Genomic DNA, 17,947 nt, shown 5'->3' on the forward strand with positions numbered 1-17,947 from the left:
GCCGCTTACACCGGTGCCTTGAACGTGCGGCGGTACGCGCTCGGTGAAACGCCGAGGGCCTCGTTCATGTGTTGACGCATCGATGTCGCAGTCCCGAAGCCGGTTCGAGCGGCAATTGCATCGATCGACAGATCGGATTCCTCCAAAAGTTCCCGTGCGCGATCGACGCGTCTGCTGGTCAACCAGCGGTTCGGTGTGGTTCCGACTTCGTCGCGGAATCGACGACTGAACGTGCGGACGCTCATGTTGGCGCGCGTCGCCAGGTCCGCCAGGGTGATCGGCTCGCCTAGATGTTCGAGGGCCCAGTGCCGAGCGTCGGCAGTCGATTCCGATGGCTTGTCGGCCAGGGGGCGCCGGATGTACTGCGCTTGGCCGCCGTCGCGCCACGGCGGTACGACGCAGCGCCTCGCGACGGTGTTCGCCACTTCCATGCCGTGGTCGCGCCTGACAATGTGCAGACAGAGATCGACGCCTGACGCCACGCCGGCCGAGGTCAGGATGTGGCCCTCGTCGACGAACAGCACGTCCGGATCCACGTTCACCTTGGGATAGACACGTTGGAAATGGTCGGTGTTGCGCCAATGCGTCGTGGCGCGGAGTCCGTCGAGCAAACCTGTCGCGGCGAGGATGTACGACCCGGTGCAGATCGAGACCAGCCGAGCGCCCGGCCGGATGTGTTGGAAAGCTGCGGCCAACTCGGGGGAGAGGTAACCGTCTTCGTAGGCCGGACCCAACTCGTACGACGCGGGTATGACGACGGTGTCGGCGGTGGCGAGCAACTCGCTCCCGTGGTCGACCGAGATGCTGAAGTCCGCATCGGTCTGCACGGGATTGCCATCGACGGTGCAGGTCAGGATCTCGTACAGCGGTCGATCCTCGACGTCGAGGGCGCGCCCGAAGATGCGCGCCGGGATGCCGAGTTCGAAGGGTATGACTCCATTCAGAGCCAGTACGACGACGCGATGCGGACCAGACATGGCTTGATTCTTTCATATATTGGCAATCTGGCCACTGTTCTCGATCGAATCCGAACTGCAGAATCTTCTCTGTGACTTCTGAGACCGCTCTCCCCGAATCGGGCCAACAGCAGGTGAGCCCGCCGCGCTTTCACCGCGCCTGGTCCGTCGCGATCGTGGCGTTCCTGGCGTTGGTCGGTGCGGCGAGCTTCCGCGCCGCGCCTTCGGTGCTGATCGATCCGCTGCACGAGGATTTCGGTTGGTCGCGCGCCAGCATCTCCGCCGCAGTCTCGGTCAACCTGATTCTGTACGGGCTGACCTCTCCGTTCGCCGCTGCCTTGATGGAGAGGTTCGGTATCCGGGCGGTCGTCACCTCGGCGTTGGCGCTCATTTCACTCGGCAGTGGTCTCACGATATTCATGACCTCGAGTTGGCAGCTCATCCTGCTGTGGGGTGTCTTTGTCGGCCTCGGTACGGGTTCGATGGCGCTGGCGTTTGTTGCCACCATCGTCGATCGGTGGTTCGTCGAGAAGCGCGGTCTTGTGACCGGCATCCTCACCGCCGGTGGTGCGGCCGGTCAGTTGGTGTTCCTGCCCGTCCTGGCGAAGATCGCCGAAACCTACGACTGGAAGAGCGTCGCATTCACGGTCTCGTTCGCCGCACTGGCCGTCGTGCCGTTCGTTCTGCTGTTCCTGCGCAACTACCCGTCCGACGTGGGTACGACGCCCTACGGTGCGCCCGCCGACTACACCCCACCGGCCAAGCCTGTCTATCAGCGCGGCGGCGCCGGAGCCCGCGCGATCTCGGTACTGGTCATGGCGTCGAAGACCAAGGTGTTCTGGCTTCTCGCCGGCACCTTCGCGATCTGCGGCGCAAGCACCAACGGCCTGATCGGAACGCACTTCGTTCCGGCGTCGCACGATCACGGAATGCCGATCACCACGGCCGCGTCCCTGTTGGCGTTGATCGGAATCCTCGACATGGTCGGCACCATTGCTTCGGGTTGGTTCACCGACCGGATGGACTCGCGAAAACTTCTCGGCATCTACTACCTCTTCCGCGGAATCTCGCTGCTCTTCCTGCCGCTGCTGCTCGCCAACACCGTGAATCCGCCGATGATCGCGTTTGTGATCTTCTACGGGCTCGATTGGGTGGCGACGGTTCCGCCGACCGTCGCGCTGTGCCGTCAGCACTTCGGTGCCGACGCCCCCATCGTGTTCGGTTGGGTGCTGGCATCGCACCAGATCGGTGCGGGTCTGGTGGCCTTCTTGGCCGGCCTCGTTCGTGATCAGATCGGCTCGTACGACGCTGCCTTCTTGGTGGCCGGCGCGCTCTGCGCGATCGCTGCAGTCATGTCGTTGTTGATCGCAAAACGTCCGAAAGAGGCAGTATTGGTTGACTCTGTCTGATTCGGCACTGTGATCGGTACCACCGACGGGGTAAGTTGTGTGTAACTCCAAGAACTACTCACCAGTAGGGGTACTGAAATGCCTGCTCCGTCCGCTGCGACCTTCTCGCGGCTCGCCGATCTGATCGCCATCGACAATGTTGCCGATCGCCCGACGAAGTCCATCACCGAGGTGTTCACCGGCAAGGAGCTGGCGACCATCCCCGTCGGCACCGCCGACGACGCACTTGCGGCCATCGCCCGCGCGCGCGTCGCTCAGAAGGAATGGGCCAAGCGCTCAGTCCTCGATCGCGCTGCCGTCTTCCACCGCTACCGCGACCTCATCCTCGAGAACCGCGACGCACTCATGGACATGGCTCAGGCCGAGACCGGAAAGTCGCGTACCGCAGCTCAGGAGGAAGTCCTCGACATCTCGATGACGTCGCGTCACTACGCACGCGTGGCGCCGAAGCTGCTGCGTCCGCGTCGCGTCTCCGGCATGCTCCCGGGCCTGACGAAGACCGTCGTCCGCTACCAGCCCAAGGGTGTCGTCGGCGTCATCTCGCCGTGGAACTACCCGATGACGCTGGCCGTGTCCGACGCCGTCGCCGCGCTGCTCGCCGGTAACGCCGTTGTCCTCAAGCCGGACAGCCAGACGCCGTACTGCGCGCTCGCCTGCGTCGAACTGCTCTACAAGGCGGGTCTGCCCCGCGACCTCTTCGCCGTGGTTCCCGGACCGGGCTCCGTCGTCGGCACCGCGCTGGTCGAGAACACCGACTACCTCATGTTCACCGGTTCCACCGCGACCGGTCAGCTCCTCGCCGAGCAGGCCGGCCGTCGACTGATCGGCTTCTCCGCCGAACTCGGTGGCAAGAACCCGATGATCGTCGCCGCCGGCGCAGACCTGCGCGAGGTCACCGACGCCGCTGTGCGTGCGTGCTTCTCCAACTCCGGTCAGCTGTGCATCTCCATCGAGCGCATCTACGTCGAAGAGTCCATCGCACCCGAGTTCATCCGCATGTTCGGTGATCGCGTCAAGAAGATGAACCTCGCCGCCGGATACGAATTCGGAATCGAGATGGGCAGCCTCGTCTCCGAGGCGCAGGTCAAGGCAATTTCCGCTCATGTCGACGACGCAGTCGTCAAGGGCGCCACCGTCATTGCCGGCGGCAAGGCCCGCCCGGACATCGGACCGCTGTTCTACGAGCCCACGCTGCTCACCGGGGTTCCCGAGGACGCCGAGTGCTACCGCGACGAGACCTTCGGGCCGCTCGTCTCGATCTACCCGGTCAAGGACGTCGAAGAGGCCATCGCTCAGGCCAACGACACCGAATACGGCCTCAACGCCAGTGTTTGGGCGGGAAGCAAGGCTGCCGGTGAAGCTATCGCAGCGCGCATTCACGCCGGCACCGTCAACGTCGACGAGGGTTACGCTCCCACCTGGGGCAGCACCGCAGCACCGATGGGCGGCATGGGCGTCTCGGGCGTCGGTCGTCGTCACGGCGCCGAGGGTCTGATCAAGTACACCGAACCGCAGACCGTTGCCACCACTCGCGTCATGAATCTCGGTGGACCGCGCGGACTTCCGGCCAAGGTGTGGGCAAAGCTCATGCCTCACGCCATCAAGATCATGTCCTGGGTTCCGGGCCGGTAGCGGGTGGAGACCGCCAGCGCCTACATCGAGGCGACGCCGGTATCGGTGTGGAAGGTTGTCAGCGACATCGAGGGTATGGGTCGCTTCAGTCCTGAAAACACCGGCGGCACGTGGACTTCCGGAACTCCGGGCACTGTTGGTGCAAAGTTCAAGGGCACCAACAAACATGGTCTGATTCGCTGGAGCACGCACTGCACGGTGGTCGACGTGGTCGACTGCCGGAAGTTCTCCTTCGAATCGGACGAGCCGAAAGCGCGGTGGACCTACGTGCTCGAACCTTCGGGAACGGGCACTGTGCTCACCGAGACTCGTGAGATCTACGCGACGCCCGCACTTTACGTGCGCATGATGTCGGGTAGCGGCCTACTCGGTCGGGGTCGAGATCAGCTGATGCAGACCGGAATGGAAACTACTCTGGCGCGCATCAAGGCGTTTCTGGAGAGCTAAAACTGACACAAGTGGGGCTGCACTCGATTCGAGTGCGGCCCCACTTCTGTTGTTGGAGATCTAGTTTGCAGTGCTGATGAGCGCAGCGTCGATGAGCGCGGTGTAGACACGCTCCGGTTCTTCGGCGATGCGATTGAGTACGTACAGCCACCACTGTGTTCCGAAGATGACGTATTCGCGTGTGGTGAAGCCCGCTGCTCGGAGGGCGTCCAGTTGCTCGGTGCCGAGGCCGAGCAGCATCTCGAACTCGACGTGCTCGCCTCTGAGCTTCGAATCATGCTCGGCACGTAGTGCTTCGAGGATGTCGCGGTCATGTGTCGCGATGGAAACCTTGTGACCCGAGTCGACGATCCGGGCTGCGTAGTCGAGATACGCGTCGCGCAGTTCGGCACTACCGCGTGGGTAGGCGACGGACTCGGCTTCGAGGAAGGCGCCCTTCACGATCCGGATGCGACCGGGCCGGTCGAGCAGCGCGGCGAGATCCTTTGCGGTGCGGTGCAGTCGGGCCTGAACGGTGATCCCCACGTGAGTGAACCGCTCGGCCAGTCGCGCGTGCATATCGAGGACCAGGTCGGTGCGGTCGGACGCTTCGGCGGAGATGATCAGTTCGGCACCGGCGCGTTCCGTGGTCTCGGCCAGGCGCACGACATTGCGAAAGCACTGCTCCGGATCGATCACCAAGCCGATGTGCGAGAGGTCGAACGACACGGTGCTGTCTACGCCCGACGTTCCGATCCGTTCCGCCAATTCCACGAACACATCGGTTTCGGCGTTCGCGAGTTCGGGATCCCGGACGCTTTCCCCCGTGTATTCGATGCTCGCCTTGTGTCCTCGCGCGAGGATCGAGGGGAGGCGACCGAAAGCGTCGTCGATGGTTTCGCCGCCGATGTAGCGAGCGGCGACTTTCCGTGCGAGTGCTGCCGTCGCAGCGTCCGCCATGGTGCGTTCTTTCAGGGATTCGTCGAGTGCGAGGCGGCGTAGGACGTCTGCGGCCTGGGCTTGTAGATCCATGTTCACGGCCTCAGCGTATCCGGACAAGGGTGCGGGAATTATTCTCCGGACCCTTGCGTTCGATCTATTGTCGATATATCGTCGATACGTCAAACAAACACAGACAGTCCAGGAGGACAACATGTACGCCCCACACAACAACCCAGAAATGCAAGAACGTCGCGAGCATGGCCGCCGAGGCCCGCATCGTGGACACGGTTTCCGTCGAGGATTCGAGGGAGAGCGACCCGAGGGTCGCTTCGAAGACCGAGAAGAAGGACGCCCCGAAGGCCGACGCAGTCGCGGAGGTCAGCGTGGATTCGGCCGGCCCGACCAGCGCGGATTCGGTCGACCCGACCAGCGCGGACACGGCCGCCCTCACTTCGGTGAAGCCGGCGCAACTCTCCGCCCCGCGATGGGCCTACTCCGAGGTGCCGCTGTCGCGGTAGCCGCAGGTGGGACCGCTGAGCAGGTAGCCAAGGCTGAGGCAATCCTTGCCGAGGCACGCCGAGCACTGTTCGAGATGCTGGCAGAAAAGCCGGCCGATGGAGAACCGGCTGACGCAGAAGCTACAGCCGCAGAAGCTGCTGACGCAGAAGCTACCGACACACTGCCGGCAGAGTGATCACGGCGCTCAGGCGCCGACGGTGACTTCCTCGCTGTTCATGCCGGAAACGTGGCCGTCGGCGCCCTCTCGCCAGTACCCGACAACATTGTGCTTGTCGCGAGCAATTCCTCGAACTTCCCTCAGATGCTTACGAATACGACGGCTGGTTGCGCTTTCGCACGCCACCCACGCGTAGACGTCGGCCGTTTCGGATTCGGGAAACTCGACCTTCTCCACAGCTTCGAAGAGCGCGCTCGGCGCCTTTCCGAGGCCACTCCCCGCGAGCCACGTGTACGTGACATCGCCGCGAGTGACAAGTTCCTGTCGATCCTCTTCGGTTTCGACCTCGATGATCGCTTGTGCGACATCGCCTTCACGAAGTTCTTCGACAATCCTGCCCAGTCCGGGGAGACCCGTGGCGTCTGCGACCAGCAGCTGCCAGCGAGGACCCGCCGGAGCTTGGTAATGGGAACGAGAACTGTCCGACCAGAAAACGCCGAGTAGGTGACCTGGTTCGGCCCGCAGGGCCCAATCTGCTGCAATACCGCCAGGGTGCACGACGAAGTCGATGTCCAGACGTCGGCCGCCGTCGTGCACCTTGCGCACGGTGTAATGCCGCCACGGTGGCTCGGTTCCGAGGTCGGCTTTGCCGTAGTCGGGATTGTTGAAGTAGTCGTATTCTGCTTCTGTTTCACCGGGTTTCGGGAACGCGAGGTCGATGCGCTCGTCGCCCTGTCCGCCGGTCGGCCAATGCCAGTCGCCTTCTGCCTCGATGCTGATTCGCCGCATGTGCGGGGTCAGGGACGTGACGGTGACAACGCGGGCGGGTTCGCAGAAAGACATGCCTCGACCCTATGGGTCCGGCGTGTCGAAGTGGAGACAGATGCTGTCGCAAGACGGACATCGAGCGCAGCCGAAAAGGCCAGCGTATGCCCCGGGGCATGATTCTTCCCCGGTGCACACGCTGGCCTTTTCAGTTATGTCGGTTCACGCCGCAGTCGGTGGACTGTTCCCGCCGATCGGCTGCTGATACGGATCAATCGACATCGGCGGATAGAACACCGTTTTTCGATCGGGGCCGATCTCCACCCTCCATTCGGTGTGGTGCATCGTCCGATGATGATGACCACACAACAGAATCAGATTGTCGAGATCCGTTGGGCCACCATCGTTCCAGTGCACAATATGATGAGCATCGCACCACCCCGACGGCGTCCCGCACCCCGGAAACGCACACCCACCATCACGGACGGCCAACGCCCGCCGCTGGGGTACCGTCGCGGTCCTTGCTTCCTTGCCGCACTCGAGCGGAACACCATTCTCATCCAACAAAATCCGCGTTACGGTGCAGTCGCAGGCCAACATTCGTGCGGTATCGATGCTGATCGGCCCCACCCAATCCGTCCACGCAAACCCCAGTTCCTGAGTCGACGGCAGTAGATCCTTCAGCGCCTGCATATCCGTCATGTCTTTCGCGCTGGCGGTGACCGTGATGTGCGGTTTCACCCCACCCTCGATCGGACCCAGTCCCGCCCGCTCGTACCGTCGCAGCAGTTCGCAGAACCCGTCCGCCCGCCGCAACGCCGGAGTGCGAGTGTCCTTCACGCCGTCCTTCTCCGGCTTCGGCGCCGACAAACTCGACAACAACGTGATCAGACGGGCACCGTTGACGGCATCCAGATCGCCCTTCATCGACACGCGCCCGTACAGGCCTTTCGAGGCGTAGAACTCGTTACGTTCGGAATCCTCCCCGACCGGGACGCCGTCCTCACGTTTGCCGTACTGCTTCTCGATCCGCCGGATCGCCGCCCGCACCGCATCGCAATCCGCGATGTTCTTCGATGCCAGGTCAAGCAGGATCCCGCGGGCCTTGTCGACGTCCGCCGGGGTCATGTTCTTGGGCGGATGCTGACAAAACGACGCCACCTGACGGGCTTTTAGCGCATCCACATCCCCGCGATGGAATGCATCCGCCACAACAGGTTCGAGCAACAGCAACCGCGCCAGACTGACCAGCAGACTGCACTCACCGATCTCCAGATTCGTCGAACCATGCAACCACTGGGCGATCGCCCGAAAACCCTTCCCGACCACAGTTTCCCGGGAAAACATCTCCACGATCAGCAGCACCATCCGCGACTGCAACTCGTGCCGGACGCGCACCAGATCCAGAACCTCACTCTTGAGGCCCTCACCATCCAGCTGCCACGCTTCCCGACTGTCCATGAAGCAATCATATTCGAACAAAGTTTCGAACACAAGAGAATGTGAGGTGAAAATTCCTGCTGTTCAGCGACTTTCGACATTTCGGGCAAAACGTCAGATCGAACCCAACTCCCGCGCGCGGGCGACGGCCGACGTCCTCGACTTCACTCCCAACTTGCCGAAGATGTGGACCAGATGCGATTTGACCGTGGTCTCGCTGAGGAACAGTTCTTTGCCGATCTCTCGGTTGGACCGACCCGCCGCCACTAGCTTCAGAACTTCGATTTCCCTTGGGCTTAGGCTGGTTTCGGGCTTACGTACGCGAGTCATGAGCTTTGACGCGATAGCGGGGGAGAGAACGCTGTCCCCGCTCGCAGCGGCGCGCACGGCGGACAGCAACTCGACCGGCGGTGTGTCCTTGAGCAGGTACCCGCTGGCCCCTGCCTCGACAGCGCTCAAGATATCTGCATCCGTGTCGTAGTTGGTCACGACAAGCACGTGCGGCGGATTCGGCAGCGCGCACACTGCGCGGGTGGCGTCGACGCCCGTCTTCCCGGGGCCGAATCGCAGGTCCATGAGCACGAGGTCAACCGGCGTGGTGGCGCAGAAGGCTATGGCTTCCTCGGCGGTGCCCGCTTCGCCGACTACCTCGATGTCGGCTTCGCTTTCGAGCAGCGCTCGTAGCCCGGCGCGCACGATCGCGTGATCGTCGGCGAGCAGCAGGCGGATCACTGTTCACCGACTTCGAGGGGAAACGTCACTGCGACGGCTGTGTGTCCCGGCTCGGACTCGATGGAGAAGGTCCCGCCCTGCAGTTCGACGCGTCGGCGAATTGCATTGAGACCAAAAGATTCCGCCGGACCACGTTCGAGAACCGCCACGTCGAAGCCGCGACCATTGTCGACCACGTCGAGGCTGACGGTGTCGTCAGAATAGGTCAGTGTCACAGCCATTCTGGTTGCATCGGCATGGCGGAGAACATTGGACACCGCGCCCTGAGCGATGCGTACCAATGTTGCTTCGAGGGGCATCGGCAGCCGGGCGGCCTCGCCTTCGACCACGGAGCGAGCTTCCAGTTCAGGACTGCTCGCGCGTTCGCAGATTCGACGAAGCGCGTCGGCGAGCGACTGACCGTCGAGGACCGCCGGCGTCAATTCGGCTATGAGTTGGCGTGTTTCGGCAAGACTGTCTGCGGCAGTTTCGCGCGCGAGGCTGATCTGCCGGATGGCCGGGCTGTCCGGATCGGCGCGCTCGGCAGCGTGAAGGAGCATCTGGATGCTCGAAAGTCCCTGCGCCACGGTGTCGTGAATCTCGGCCGCGAGCCTTTCACGTTCTGCGAACTTTCCCGCATCGCGAGACGTCGATGCCAATTCTTCACGGGTATTCATCAATTCGTCGATGAGACGTCCGCGCTCAGCTGCCTCGCGGTACAGCGCTTGATATCCGAGGCCGATTGCCACGGCTACGGCGGCGCCGATGATCGGACCGACGGCGCCGGCAATCGTCCATCCACGATGCAGGCCGGTGCCGATCACGGCGACAGCCGTAGCCGCGGTGACGGCGAGAAGGCTCCAGGGGCGTCGCAGAAGATGGAGATAGAGGAAGAAGAGCCCGAACGCGAGGTAGGCTGCGTCGGCGGATACCGCCATCGTCGCGATCCAGACGACGGTCAGCACGCTCAGCCACCAGCGGGCAGCGTTGCCGCGCAGCCTTTTGGCGACCCCGAACAGATAGACGGCAACAAAGATCACGGACAGTGCGGTGATGGTTGCGGTCAGGTCGGATTCGTCGATCAGCGCTCGGAGAAACACGACACCGGCCAGCGCCATGACAAGGACATGCAGGCCCAGTTGTAGGCCGGCGAAGACAGGCGTGAGCGGAGATCTGTGCATCTCGCCCAGCTTAGCGAGGTTCGGCCTCGGATCATCCATCAAAAGTTGTAAACGGGGATGGTTCTTTCGAGCGCTGGAATGTCGATCCGAGGTGCGATGGAAAGAGTCTGCATCCGCGGGAGCGTAGAGGCAAGCACAGGAAAGGAATTCACAGTGTTTGTCGCAATGAGGGACTTACGGGCAGCGCGAGGTCGATTCGCGTTGATCTCCGTGGTGGTTCTGTTGGTCGCACTTCTGGTCAGTTTTCTCAGCGGTTTGACTGCGGGACTTCGCCATCAGAACGTGTCCGCCATCGAGGCCATGAATGCCGACACGGTGGTGTTCGCCGACACTGGCGCGGGTGCGTCGTTCGACGAGTCGGCGCTCACGCAGGACCAGGTCAACGCCTGGACCTCCACGTCGAAGGACGTCGATCCCGTTGGAATCGGCCGCGGGAAAGCAGGATTGGCCGGCGGAAATCAGAAGTCGGTCGCCCTGTTCGGTGCTGACGGCGGTTTCGGGGACGTGACGCCGTCGGCGTCAGGCACGGTGGTGTTGAGCGAAGGTGCCGCCCGCGATCTGGCGGCGAGCGCCGGCGATCAGGTGAGCGTCGGTACGCAGCAGTTCACCGTCAGCGCCGTTCGCGGTGACGACTGGTACAGCCATTCACCCGTCGTCTGGATGACGCTTGACGACTGGCAGGCGGCCAATCCGCGCGGCGGAGTCGCGACGGTGCTGGCTGTGAGCGGAGCCTCTGACGCTTCCGCAACTGACAAGTCGGCCGCGACGACGTCGACTACGGTCAGCGGTTCGCTCGACGCGATCGGTTCGTACAAGTCGGAGAACGGGTCGTTGACGTTGATGACGCTCATGTTGTTCGCGATCTCGGCCCTGGTGATCGGTGCATTCTTCACGGTGTGGACGATCCAGCGAACCCCGGACATCGCGACGCTGAAAGCACTCGGCGCGACTACCGGTTCTCTGGTGCGCGACGCTTTGGGTCAGGCACTCATCGTGTTGATCGCCGGAGTCACCGTCGGGATCGGGCTGACAGCGGTTGCCGGTTCGCTGATCGGTGATGCCATGCCGTTCGTCCTGGACGCATCCACCACCGTCGTACCTGCCGTGGCATTGATCGGACTCGGTCTGCTCGGCGCGGCCTTTGCACTTCGATTCCTCTCGACCACCGATCCACTCACAGCATTGGGGAGCGCACGATGACCATGACTACCGGCACCACAGTTCTCGACATCCAGAACGTCGACCTGACGTTTCCCGACGGGCAATCGCGGGTGACAGCGTTGGACGACGTGTCCCTGCGGCTGCACCGCGGCGAGATCGCCGCGATCACCGGGCCCTCGGGTTCGGGTAAGTCCAGCCTGTTGGCGGTGGCGTCGACCCTGATCCGTCCGGATTCCGGGCACGTCTACCTCCGGACGCCGGAGGGCAGCACCGACATCGCGGCGCTGAGTCGGCGGGCGGCGTCGGAGCTGCGACGCTCGTCCATCGGGATCGTCTTTCAGCAGTCCAACCTGGTGTCGTCGTTGACGGCACTGGAACAGCTCGAGGTGATGGCGCATCTGGGGCAGTCCGTGTTCACGTCGCGGGCCCGTCGCAAGGCCGTGAAATCAAAAGCGATGGATTTGCTGGACGCTGTCGGACTGGCGGATCAGAGCGGAAAACGGCCGTCCCAGCTGTCGGGCGGGCAGCGGCAGCGGGTCAATCTCGCGCGGGCATTGATGAACGATCCGCAGCTTCTGGTGGTCGACGAGCCCACCAGCGCGCTCGATCAGGAGCGCGGTGCTGCCGTCATGGATCTGATCATCGGGGTTGTGCGGGAACACGAGGCGGCAACCCTTCTCGTGACACACGACCGAAGTCACCTGTCTCGGATGGATACTGTCTATCGTGTTGTTGACGGTTCCTTGGCGGAGGACCAGGAGGCGCTCGCGGCGTAACTCAGGCGGGCACGATTCGGGCATTCGTCACTGCATCCGGGCGGGAAGTCAACCCGCGATTTGCTGGGCAGTTAGACTGTTGTCGACTCGGGCAACTTGAGAGGACGTGTTATGGAACGCCGCCGCAACGTTGCGCAGCCGCCACAATCGCCGATTGCGGATCTGGAGCAGATGCCTGCCCTGATTCTCCTCGACAGGCTTCCGGTGCCGGTCATGGCCGTTCACCGCGACGGCAGCATCGTTTTTGCCAACCCGTCCTTCGCTGACATGCTGGGATACCCCAAGAAGGCCGTCTCGGCGTTGCGTTTGCAGGACATTCTTTACGACAAGGATGCCGACGACGTCAGTGCCGAGCAGGCCCATCGTGAACTGAGTTCCGAACCGGGCTCGGTCAAGGAGTTCGTGCACTCGGACAGCACTTTGGTGCGGGCGACGGTCAGCCAGTCGCTGCTTCGCCGCGACGACGACACGATCACCCTTGCCGTCCTCCACGATCTGACGGAACGCCTGTGGAACAACCCACGGCACATCGACGACAAGCCCACCAAGTAGTTCGAGTTACTTCCTGGATTTGACGGTTCGGTCCAGGCCGAGGGTTGCAGCAAGGGTGTTGACCACCCATTCTTCGTACTGTTGGCCGGTCCAACCCGCGCCGACCACGAGGTCTGTGTACGTCTCGGGGCTGAGCAGTGTGAGTGCCACGTTCACGGCTGTTTCGAGGTCGACGGTCGGCGCCTTTTCGACGATGCCGACCATCAGATGTTCCTGCACCGTGCGTCGCTGCGTGCGGTTGATTTGCCACAAGCGGGCGGCATCGTCGTCCGCGGAAGCAGCGGCGCGTAGTGCCAACAGGATGTCCGCGGTGCGCTCCAGAATCAGCCGTCCGTGGTGAACCTGAATCCGGAGTTGCCCGAGGGGATGTGGGGCGCCGAGTGCCGCCGCCACCCACGGTCGGTCCAGAGTTGCCGTCTTTTCTTCATCGCCCGCCACGGCCACGTCGAGCAGTGCTGACAGCACGCTCGGCTTGTTGCCGAACACGAAATAGACACTCTGCACCGACACGCCCGCCGCTGCGGCAAGTTGTTTGATCGTGGCGGCCGCGTAGCCGGGATCGACAAAAACTTCGCGCGCTGCCTCGATGATCTTGCGCCGCGCCGACGTATCTTCCCGAAGAACCTCAGTCATGATTAGAGTTTAACTCTAGAGTCGAACTCTAGCGACTCGGGAGGCGAAAAAATGACGAAGGTTCTTGTACTCGGTGGCTATGGCGCCGTCGGGATTCCCCTGATGAGACAACTCGCGAAGGTCCCCGAAATCTCCGCGTTCTCCGCCGGGCGCGATCCAGTCCGCGCTGACGTCGTCGTTGATCTTAAAGAACCAGGCGCGTTTTCGGCAGTGGTTCGAGACTTCGATGTCGTGGTGAACGCGTCGGGTTTCGAGGACGTTCGCCTGGCCGAAGAAGCGGTGCGTAGTGGGGCAGCATTTGTCGACGTCACGGCGACCTCGAGCTACTGCGAAGAATTGGAAGCGGTCGACGGACCCGTTCTGATCGGCGTCGGCTTGGCGCCGGGGTTGACCAGTGTCCTCGCAGCAGCGGCGCACCGACTCGGCGACGGGCCAGTGGACATCGTGATCGGACTTGGCGGCGGAGAACTACACGGGCCGGCCGCTACGGCGTGGACCTACGGGATGTTGGGCACCCGCTTTCTCGACGCTGACGGTCGATCGATCCGGAACTACACCGGGATGAAGACGTTTCGGATGCCGGCCGACGCGACCGGGTACCGCACCGGTCCTGCTGTGCGGGCAGATTTTTCGGACCAGCATGCGTTGACGCGCGACCTCGGCGTGCCGGTCAGGACGTACCTGCGATTGGATACGTCCGCTGCGACGCTCGGGCTCGCCGTCATGACGTGGGTACCCGCGCTCCGGAAGGTAGTACCGAAGAAGCTGTGGGGCTCGGATCGTTGGGTCGCGATGGCCCGAACGGATAACGGTCCGGCGCTGTGGGTTTCGGGGCGGAGCCAGTCGGCAGCGACGGCAGCTGTCGCCGCACGCGCCGTGCAATTGATTCGAGACCGAACAATCTCGAAGCCGACGTGGTATCACTCGGTGGAGACGGCAGAGTCGTTGCAAGCGGCTGTTCCCGGTCCATTCCACCTGCAGAAGGGCGCACCATGAATACATCGTCCGCCGACACACGTCGGGTCGCTCTGGTCACCGGAGCCGCCTCGGGAATCGGTAGGGCCACCGTCGAACTGTTCGTCTCACGCGGGCATGCAGTTGTGGCCGTCGATGTCTCCGAACGCGGACTGGAATCTCTGAATCGACTCGACGGCGTCGTCACGGTGGTCGGTAGCGTCACCGAGGAGCAGGTCAACAAGGCGGCCGTCGATACCGCACTCGAACGTTTCGGCCGACTCGACGCTGCCGTCTTCAACGCTGGGACCGGAGGCACACCTCCGCTGGAGTCTCCCGATGCCGTCGAGAATGCCGACCGCATCATCGGCGTCAACCTTCGGGGTCCCATCCACGGACTACGGGCCGCGATTCCGGCCCTGCGCGCAAGCAAGGGTTCTGCCGTTTTCACGGCCTCCGTCGCCGGCCTGCGGGGCGATCCAGGCAACTGGGCATACAACGCCACCAAGGGCGCACTCGTGAATCTGGTGCGCGCCTTCGCAATCGACTACGCCGGCGTCGGCGTTCGGATCAACGCCCTCGCGCCCGGTCTGACCAGGACCGGTATCACTGCGAACGTTACCTCCGATCCGGCGGTGCTTTCCGCTATCGAGCGACGAATCCCTCTGGGCCGCTTCGCTGAACCTGTGGAACAGGCAGAGGCGATCTGGTTCCTCTCGTCCCCCGCGGCGAGTTACATCACCGGCACGACACTCGTCGTCGACGGGGGCCTCGATGCCAATCTCGGCATCCTTCCGTTGCCGGGCCAATCGCTCTGAACCTGGCCGTTCCGTGACGACCGGACCAGATCGACGACCAGCCGCGGGTAATTGACGGGTTCAGGGGTGGGCAAGCCAAAATTGCTGACATGTCGGAGATTTGGCGCGAGCATGGAACAGCTCTCTCACTCACGCTGAGTTTAATTCGTGTTTACTCTTATGTGCCGCCTTAGACTTTTAATCGGTCATGAGAATCAGTGACAAGCTCCGGCTCGCTGGTCGGCAACCCTTCGATGCGACGGGGTGCCCCGGATGACGACCAGGCCGACGGGCACCCCCGTTCGGTCAGCGCTGGCTTTGAAAGAGCCCTTTGTAGAGAGCGAATACCTTGACTCGTGTTCTTCGACGCGTTGGTGCGACCGGAGCTGTGGCGGTTACCTTCGCGATACTGTTGACCTCCTGCTCGTCCAAGGCAGACAGCACGCCGTTCGACGAGAATGCGACGCCGGTTTCAGGCGGCACGTCCACGTTCGGTCTCAACTCCGACGTCGATTGCGTCGATCCGCAACAAACCGGCAGCTCCGTGGCGGCGCTGGTCTCACGAAACGTGGTGGATTCCCTCGTCGCGCACGGCGAGAACAACGAGTTCACACCGTGGTTGGCCAGTTCCTGGACCGAATCCGAGGACGCGAAGCTGTACACCTTCACCCTGCGTGACGGCGTCACGTTCTCCGACGGAACTCCGGTCGACGCGGAGGCCGTGAAATTCAACTTCGATCGTGTTTCCAACCCGGCGACCAAGTCGGCGTACGCCAGATCGCTTCTCGGACCGCTCGATACGGTTACGGTGGTAGACGCGAATACAGTCAGCGTGGCGTTCACCGCGCCGTACCCGTCGTTCCTGCAGGGTGCTTCACTGCCGTTCCTCGGCATTCAGTCGCCGACGCATCTGCGCTCGACCGACAACGCGAACTGCACCACTCTGGTCGGGTCGGGGGCCTTCACCTTGGGCAACTACACCAAGGGCGTGGGATTCGAGTTGAATCGCCGAGACGACTACAACTGGGGCCCCGGATACGCCAAACATCAAGGTGCAGCCTATTTGGAGAAGCTGAATTTCCGCATCTTGCCCGAAAACGCCACGCGTCTCGGCTCTCTGGAGAACGGCGAGGTCGATGCCATCGCGGCCGTTCCGTCGGCGAATGCGCCGCAAGTGGACAAGGATCCGAACCTCCGTCTGATCAAGTACGAGAACCCAGGTATCAACTACAGCATCTTCCTCAACACCCAAGCCGCACCGTTCACGGATATTCGTGTGCGACAGGCTTTCCAGAGTTCGCTCAACTCCACCGACCTGGTCAAGAGCGTCTACTTCGACCAGTTGCGACCTGCCGACAACATCCTCGGACCGAAGACGCCGTACTACGACGCTACCGTCGCCGGCAACTGGGGATACGACGTCGACAAGGCGAATTCGCTTCTCGACGAAGCAGGTTGGACATCACGCGATTCCGACGGGTACCGGACCAAGGACGGTAAACGTCTGAGCATCCGATTCCCCTACGATTCGTCCAGCTACTTCGCCGAGAACGCGCCCCTGCTCGAGGCTTTCCAGGATCAGGTCAAGAAGGATGTGGGATTCGACTTGGTCATCGAGCCCGTGGACACCGGAACGCTGTCCGATCGTGCGGCGAAGGGTGACTACGAGGCGGCAGCATTGTTCTTCGTGCGACCGGAACCCGATATCCTCCGCACCGTCTTCTCCAGCGCATACGTACCGCCGAACGGTGGTGCATATGCACGCGCCGTCGACCCGGAACTCGACGCCAATCTCACCCGGGCCGCTTCCGTTCCCAACGGCCCGGAGCGCGAGGCGATCTACTCGTCGATTCAGCATCACGTCATCGACTCGGCGTACGTCGTTCCCGTCTACGTCCAGGCGTACCGCCTCGGCACGAACAACAATATTCACGGAATCTCGTTTGCCACCAACGCCTCACCGCTCTTCTACGATGCTTTCCTCACCAACTGAGCAGCGTCGACGCGCGGCAACCCTGTCGCGGCTGATCGTCGCCAAGATCGGTGCCGCGGTTCTGGTGGTGTGGGGCGCGGGCACTCTCACCTTCATCGCTCTGCACACCATCAAGGGTGATCCGGTGAACATCATTCTCGGCGGCGATTCGGTGGTCCGTCCGAGCGACCGCGAAGCAATTCGCGTCTCGTATGGACTGGACCGGCCGATCGTCGTCCAGTACCTCACCTATCTGAAGCGGGTGTTCACCGGCGACCTCGGAAACTCGTACCAGCTGCAAAGGCCGGTGACGGAGGTTCTGGGAGAACAACTCTGGCCTACTGTCACGCTCGCTGCACCGGCCGTCGTGCTTGCAATCGTGATCGCCTCGGCGCTCGCATTACTGACCGCCGGCCGACCGCGTCTGCGGACTGTCGCGTCGGGGTTCGAGTTGCTGTCCGTGTCGGTGCCCACGTTCTGGATCGGTATTCTCCTGCTCTGGATCTTCGCTTTCGCCCTCGGCTGGTTCCCGGCCTCGAGCGCCAAGACCGACATCTCTCTCGTTCTGCCGATCATCACTCTGGCTCTGCCCATCGCCGGTTTGTTGTCGCAAGTTCTCCGGGACGGGGTGGAGGATGCACTTGCGCAGCCGTTTGTCGTGACTTCCCGCGCTCGCGGGGCCTCCCGTGCCACGGTCTTGCTCAGACACGCCTTCCGGCACGCTCTGCTGCCCGCCACCACCCTCGCCGCCTATTTCGTCGGGGCGACGCTGGGTGGTGCCGTGCTGACCGAAACCGTCTTCGCACGACCAGGTCTGGGACGTGTCACACTCCAGGCGATCGGAGCGAAGGACATGCCGGTCGTGTTGGGGATCGTTGTCCTCTCTGCACTCGTGTTCATCGTGGTCAACACGCTTCTCGATCTGTTGTACGTGGTAATCGATCCGCGCCTGCGAAAGGGCTGA

At 62.8% G+C, this 17,947-nt stretch carries 19 protein-coding genes and 1 riboswitch; of the genes, 12 read left to right on the top strand and 7 right to left on the bottom strand.

The features are described from left to right. Nucleotides 1-5 precede the first annotated feature (5 nt). Entirely contained in the window at nucleotides 6-977 is a 972-nt protein-coding gene (locus ACFWEM_RS20080) for a GlxA family transcriptional regulator (protein ID WP_378536326.1), read from the bottom strand. A 71-nt stretch (nucleotides 978-1,048) separates the two neighbouring features. Between ACFWEM_RS20080 and ACFWEM_RS20085 the strand changes: the two genes are divergently transcribed. The 3 genes from ACFWEM_RS20085 to ACFWEM_RS20095 all read left to right on the top strand — a co-directional run bounded on the left by ACFWEM_RS20085 (nucleotide 1,049) and on the right by ACFWEM_RS20095 (nucleotide 4,444). After that, nucleotides 1,049-2,365, top strand: a complete 1,317-nt coding sequence (locus ACFWEM_RS20085; RefSeq protein WP_378536332.1) for an MFS transporter — start codon at nucleotides 1,049-1,051, stop codon at nucleotides 2,363-2,365. 78 nt (nucleotides 2,366-2,443) lie between these two features. Further along, nucleotides 2,444-3,997: a succinic semialdehyde dehydrogenase gene (locus ACFWEM_RS20090; RefSeq protein WP_378536334.1), complete on the top strand. Its 1,554-nt coding sequence runs from the start codon at nucleotides 2,444-2,446 to the stop codon at nucleotides 3,995-3,997. Between the two features lie 3 nt (nucleotides 3,998-4,000). Beyond that, nucleotides 4,001-4,444 carry an SRPBCC family protein gene (locus ACFWEM_RS20095; RefSeq protein ID WP_019746286.1) on the top strand — a complete coding sequence of 148 codons (444 nt, stop codon included), beginning with the start codon at nucleotides 4,001-4,003 and terminating at the stop codon, nucleotides 4,442-4,444. 60 nt (nucleotides 4,445-4,504) lie between these two features. Here ACFWEM_RS20095 and ACFWEM_RS20100 read toward each other — a convergent pair whose 3' ends face one another. After that, nucleotides 4,505-5,455, bottom strand: coding sequence for a proline dehydrogenase family protein (locus tag ACFWEM_RS20100; protein WP_378536337.1), 951 nt, complete (start codon nucleotides 5,453-5,455; stop codon nucleotides 4,505-4,507). 167 nt (nucleotides 5,456-5,622) lie between these two features. Between ACFWEM_RS20100 and ACFWEM_RS20105 the strand changes: the two genes are divergently transcribed. Both ACFWEM_RS20105 and ACFWEM_RS20110 read left to right on the top strand, forming a co-directional pair. Then, entirely contained in the window at nucleotides 5,623-5,883 is a 261-nt protein-coding gene (locus ACFWEM_RS20105) for a hypothetical protein (protein ID WP_378536339.1), read from the top strand. Then, entirely contained in the window at nucleotides 5,850-6,059 is a 210-nt protein-coding gene (locus ACFWEM_RS20110; protein WP_378536341.1) for a hypothetical protein, read from the top strand. Before ACFWEM_RS20105 ends, ACFWEM_RS20110 begins: the two co-directional genes overlap by 34 nt. 9 nt (nucleotides 6,060-6,068) lie before the next feature. On the opposite strand, the gene ACFWEM_RS20115 is transcribed toward ACFWEM_RS20110, so the two are convergent. The 4 genes from ACFWEM_RS20115 to ACFWEM_RS20130 all read right to left on the bottom strand — a co-directional run bounded on the left by ACFWEM_RS20115 (nucleotide 6,069) and on the right by ACFWEM_RS20130 (nucleotide 10,177). Further along, nucleotides 6,069-6,884, bottom strand: coding sequence for a siderophore-interacting protein (locus ACFWEM_RS20115; RefSeq protein WP_378536343.1), 816 nt, complete (start codon nucleotides 6,882-6,884; stop codon nucleotides 6,069-6,071). Between the two features lie 144 nt (nucleotides 6,885-7,028). Continuing rightward, the gene (locus ACFWEM_RS20120) at nucleotides 7,029-8,267 is read right to left on the bottom strand and encodes a DUF222 domain-containing protein (RefSeq protein WP_378536345.1); all 1,239 of its coding nucleotides are present in this window, start codon (nucleotides 8,265-8,267) and stop codon (nucleotides 7,029-7,031) included. Nucleotides 8,268-8,360: 93 nt separating this feature from the next. Continuing rightward, nucleotides 8,361-8,978 (bottom strand): response regulator transcription factor, encoded by a 618-nt coding sequence (locus ACFWEM_RS20125; protein WP_003943536.1) that lies wholly within the window; start codon nucleotides 8,976-8,978, stop codon nucleotides 8,361-8,363. After that, nucleotides 8,975-10,177, bottom strand: a complete 1,203-nt coding sequence (locus ACFWEM_RS20130) for a sensor histidine kinase (protein WP_378536347.1) — start codon at nucleotides 10,175-10,177, stop codon at nucleotides 8,975-8,977. Before ACFWEM_RS20130 ends, ACFWEM_RS20125 begins: the two co-directional genes overlap by 4 nt. Before the next feature lie 114 nt (nucleotides 10,178-10,291). Between ACFWEM_RS20130 and ACFWEM_RS20135 the strand changes: the two genes are divergently transcribed. From ACFWEM_RS20135 to ACFWEM_RS20145, 3 genes are all read left to right on the top strand, one after another. After that, nucleotides 10,292-11,338: an ABC transporter permease gene (locus tag ACFWEM_RS20135; RefSeq protein ID WP_378536349.1), complete on the top strand. Its 1,047-nt coding sequence runs from the start codon at nucleotides 10,292-10,294 to the stop codon at nucleotides 11,336-11,338. Continuing rightward, nucleotides 11,335-12,075 (top strand): ABC transporter ATP-binding protein, encoded by a 741-nt coding sequence (locus tag ACFWEM_RS20140; protein WP_214887181.1) that lies wholly within the window; start codon nucleotides 11,335-11,337, stop codon nucleotides 12,073-12,075. The genes ACFWEM_RS20135 and ACFWEM_RS20140 overlap by 4 nt, the downstream gene beginning before the upstream one ends. Nucleotides 12,076-12,186: 111 nt before the next feature. Next, nucleotides 12,187-12,627, top strand: a complete 441-nt coding sequence (locus ACFWEM_RS20145) for a PAS domain S-box protein (protein ID WP_003943598.1) — start codon at nucleotides 12,187-12,189, stop codon at nucleotides 12,625-12,627. A 6-nt stretch (nucleotides 12,628-12,633) separates the two neighbouring features. Here the strand turns inward: ACFWEM_RS20145 and ACFWEM_RS20150 are convergent, their stop codons facing one another. Continuing rightward, entirely contained in the window at nucleotides 12,634-13,260 is a 627-nt protein-coding gene (locus ACFWEM_RS20150; RefSeq protein ID WP_283305739.1) for a TetR/AcrR family transcriptional regulator, read from the bottom strand. A 51-nt stretch (nucleotides 13,261-13,311) separates the two neighbouring features. Here ACFWEM_RS20150 and ACFWEM_RS20155 point away from each other — a divergent pair, with 51 nt between their 5' ends. The 4 genes from ACFWEM_RS20155 to ACFWEM_RS20170 all read left to right on the top strand — a co-directional run bounded on the left by ACFWEM_RS20155 (nucleotide 13,312) and on the right by ACFWEM_RS20170 (nucleotide 17,947). Then, on the top strand, nucleotides 13,312-14,256 hold the full coding sequence (locus ACFWEM_RS20155) for a hypothetical protein (protein ID WP_378536351.1): 945 nt from the start codon (nucleotides 13,312-13,314) through the stop codon (nucleotides 14,254-14,256). After that, entirely contained in the window at nucleotides 14,253-15,032 is a 780-nt protein-coding gene (locus ACFWEM_RS20160; protein ID WP_378536353.1) for an SDR family NAD(P)-dependent oxidoreductase, read from the top strand. The genes ACFWEM_RS20155 and ACFWEM_RS20160 overlap by 4 nt, the downstream gene beginning before the upstream one ends. A 183-nt stretch (nucleotides 15,033-15,215) precedes the next feature. Then, a riboswitch (SAM riboswitch) is annotated at nucleotides 15,216-15,329 on the top strand. Nucleotides 15,330-15,360: 31 nt separating this feature from the next. Beyond that, nucleotides 15,361-17,004: an ABC transporter substrate-binding protein gene (locus ACFWEM_RS20165; protein ID WP_378536355.1), complete on the top strand. Its 1,644-nt coding sequence runs from the start codon at nucleotides 15,361-15,363 to the stop codon at nucleotides 17,002-17,004. Continuing rightward, the gene (locus ACFWEM_RS20170; RefSeq protein ID WP_378536357.1) at nucleotides 16,985-17,947 is read left to right on the top strand and encodes an ABC transporter permease; all 963 of its coding nucleotides are present in this window, start codon (nucleotides 16,985-16,987) and stop codon (nucleotides 17,945-17,947) included. The genes ACFWEM_RS20165 and ACFWEM_RS20170 overlap by 20 nt, the downstream gene beginning before the upstream one ends.

The organism is Rhodococcus sp. NPDC060176 (assembly GCF_042728675.1).
GTDB lineage: Bacteria > Actinomycetota > Actinomycetes > Mycobacteriales > Mycobacteriaceae > Rhodococcus_F.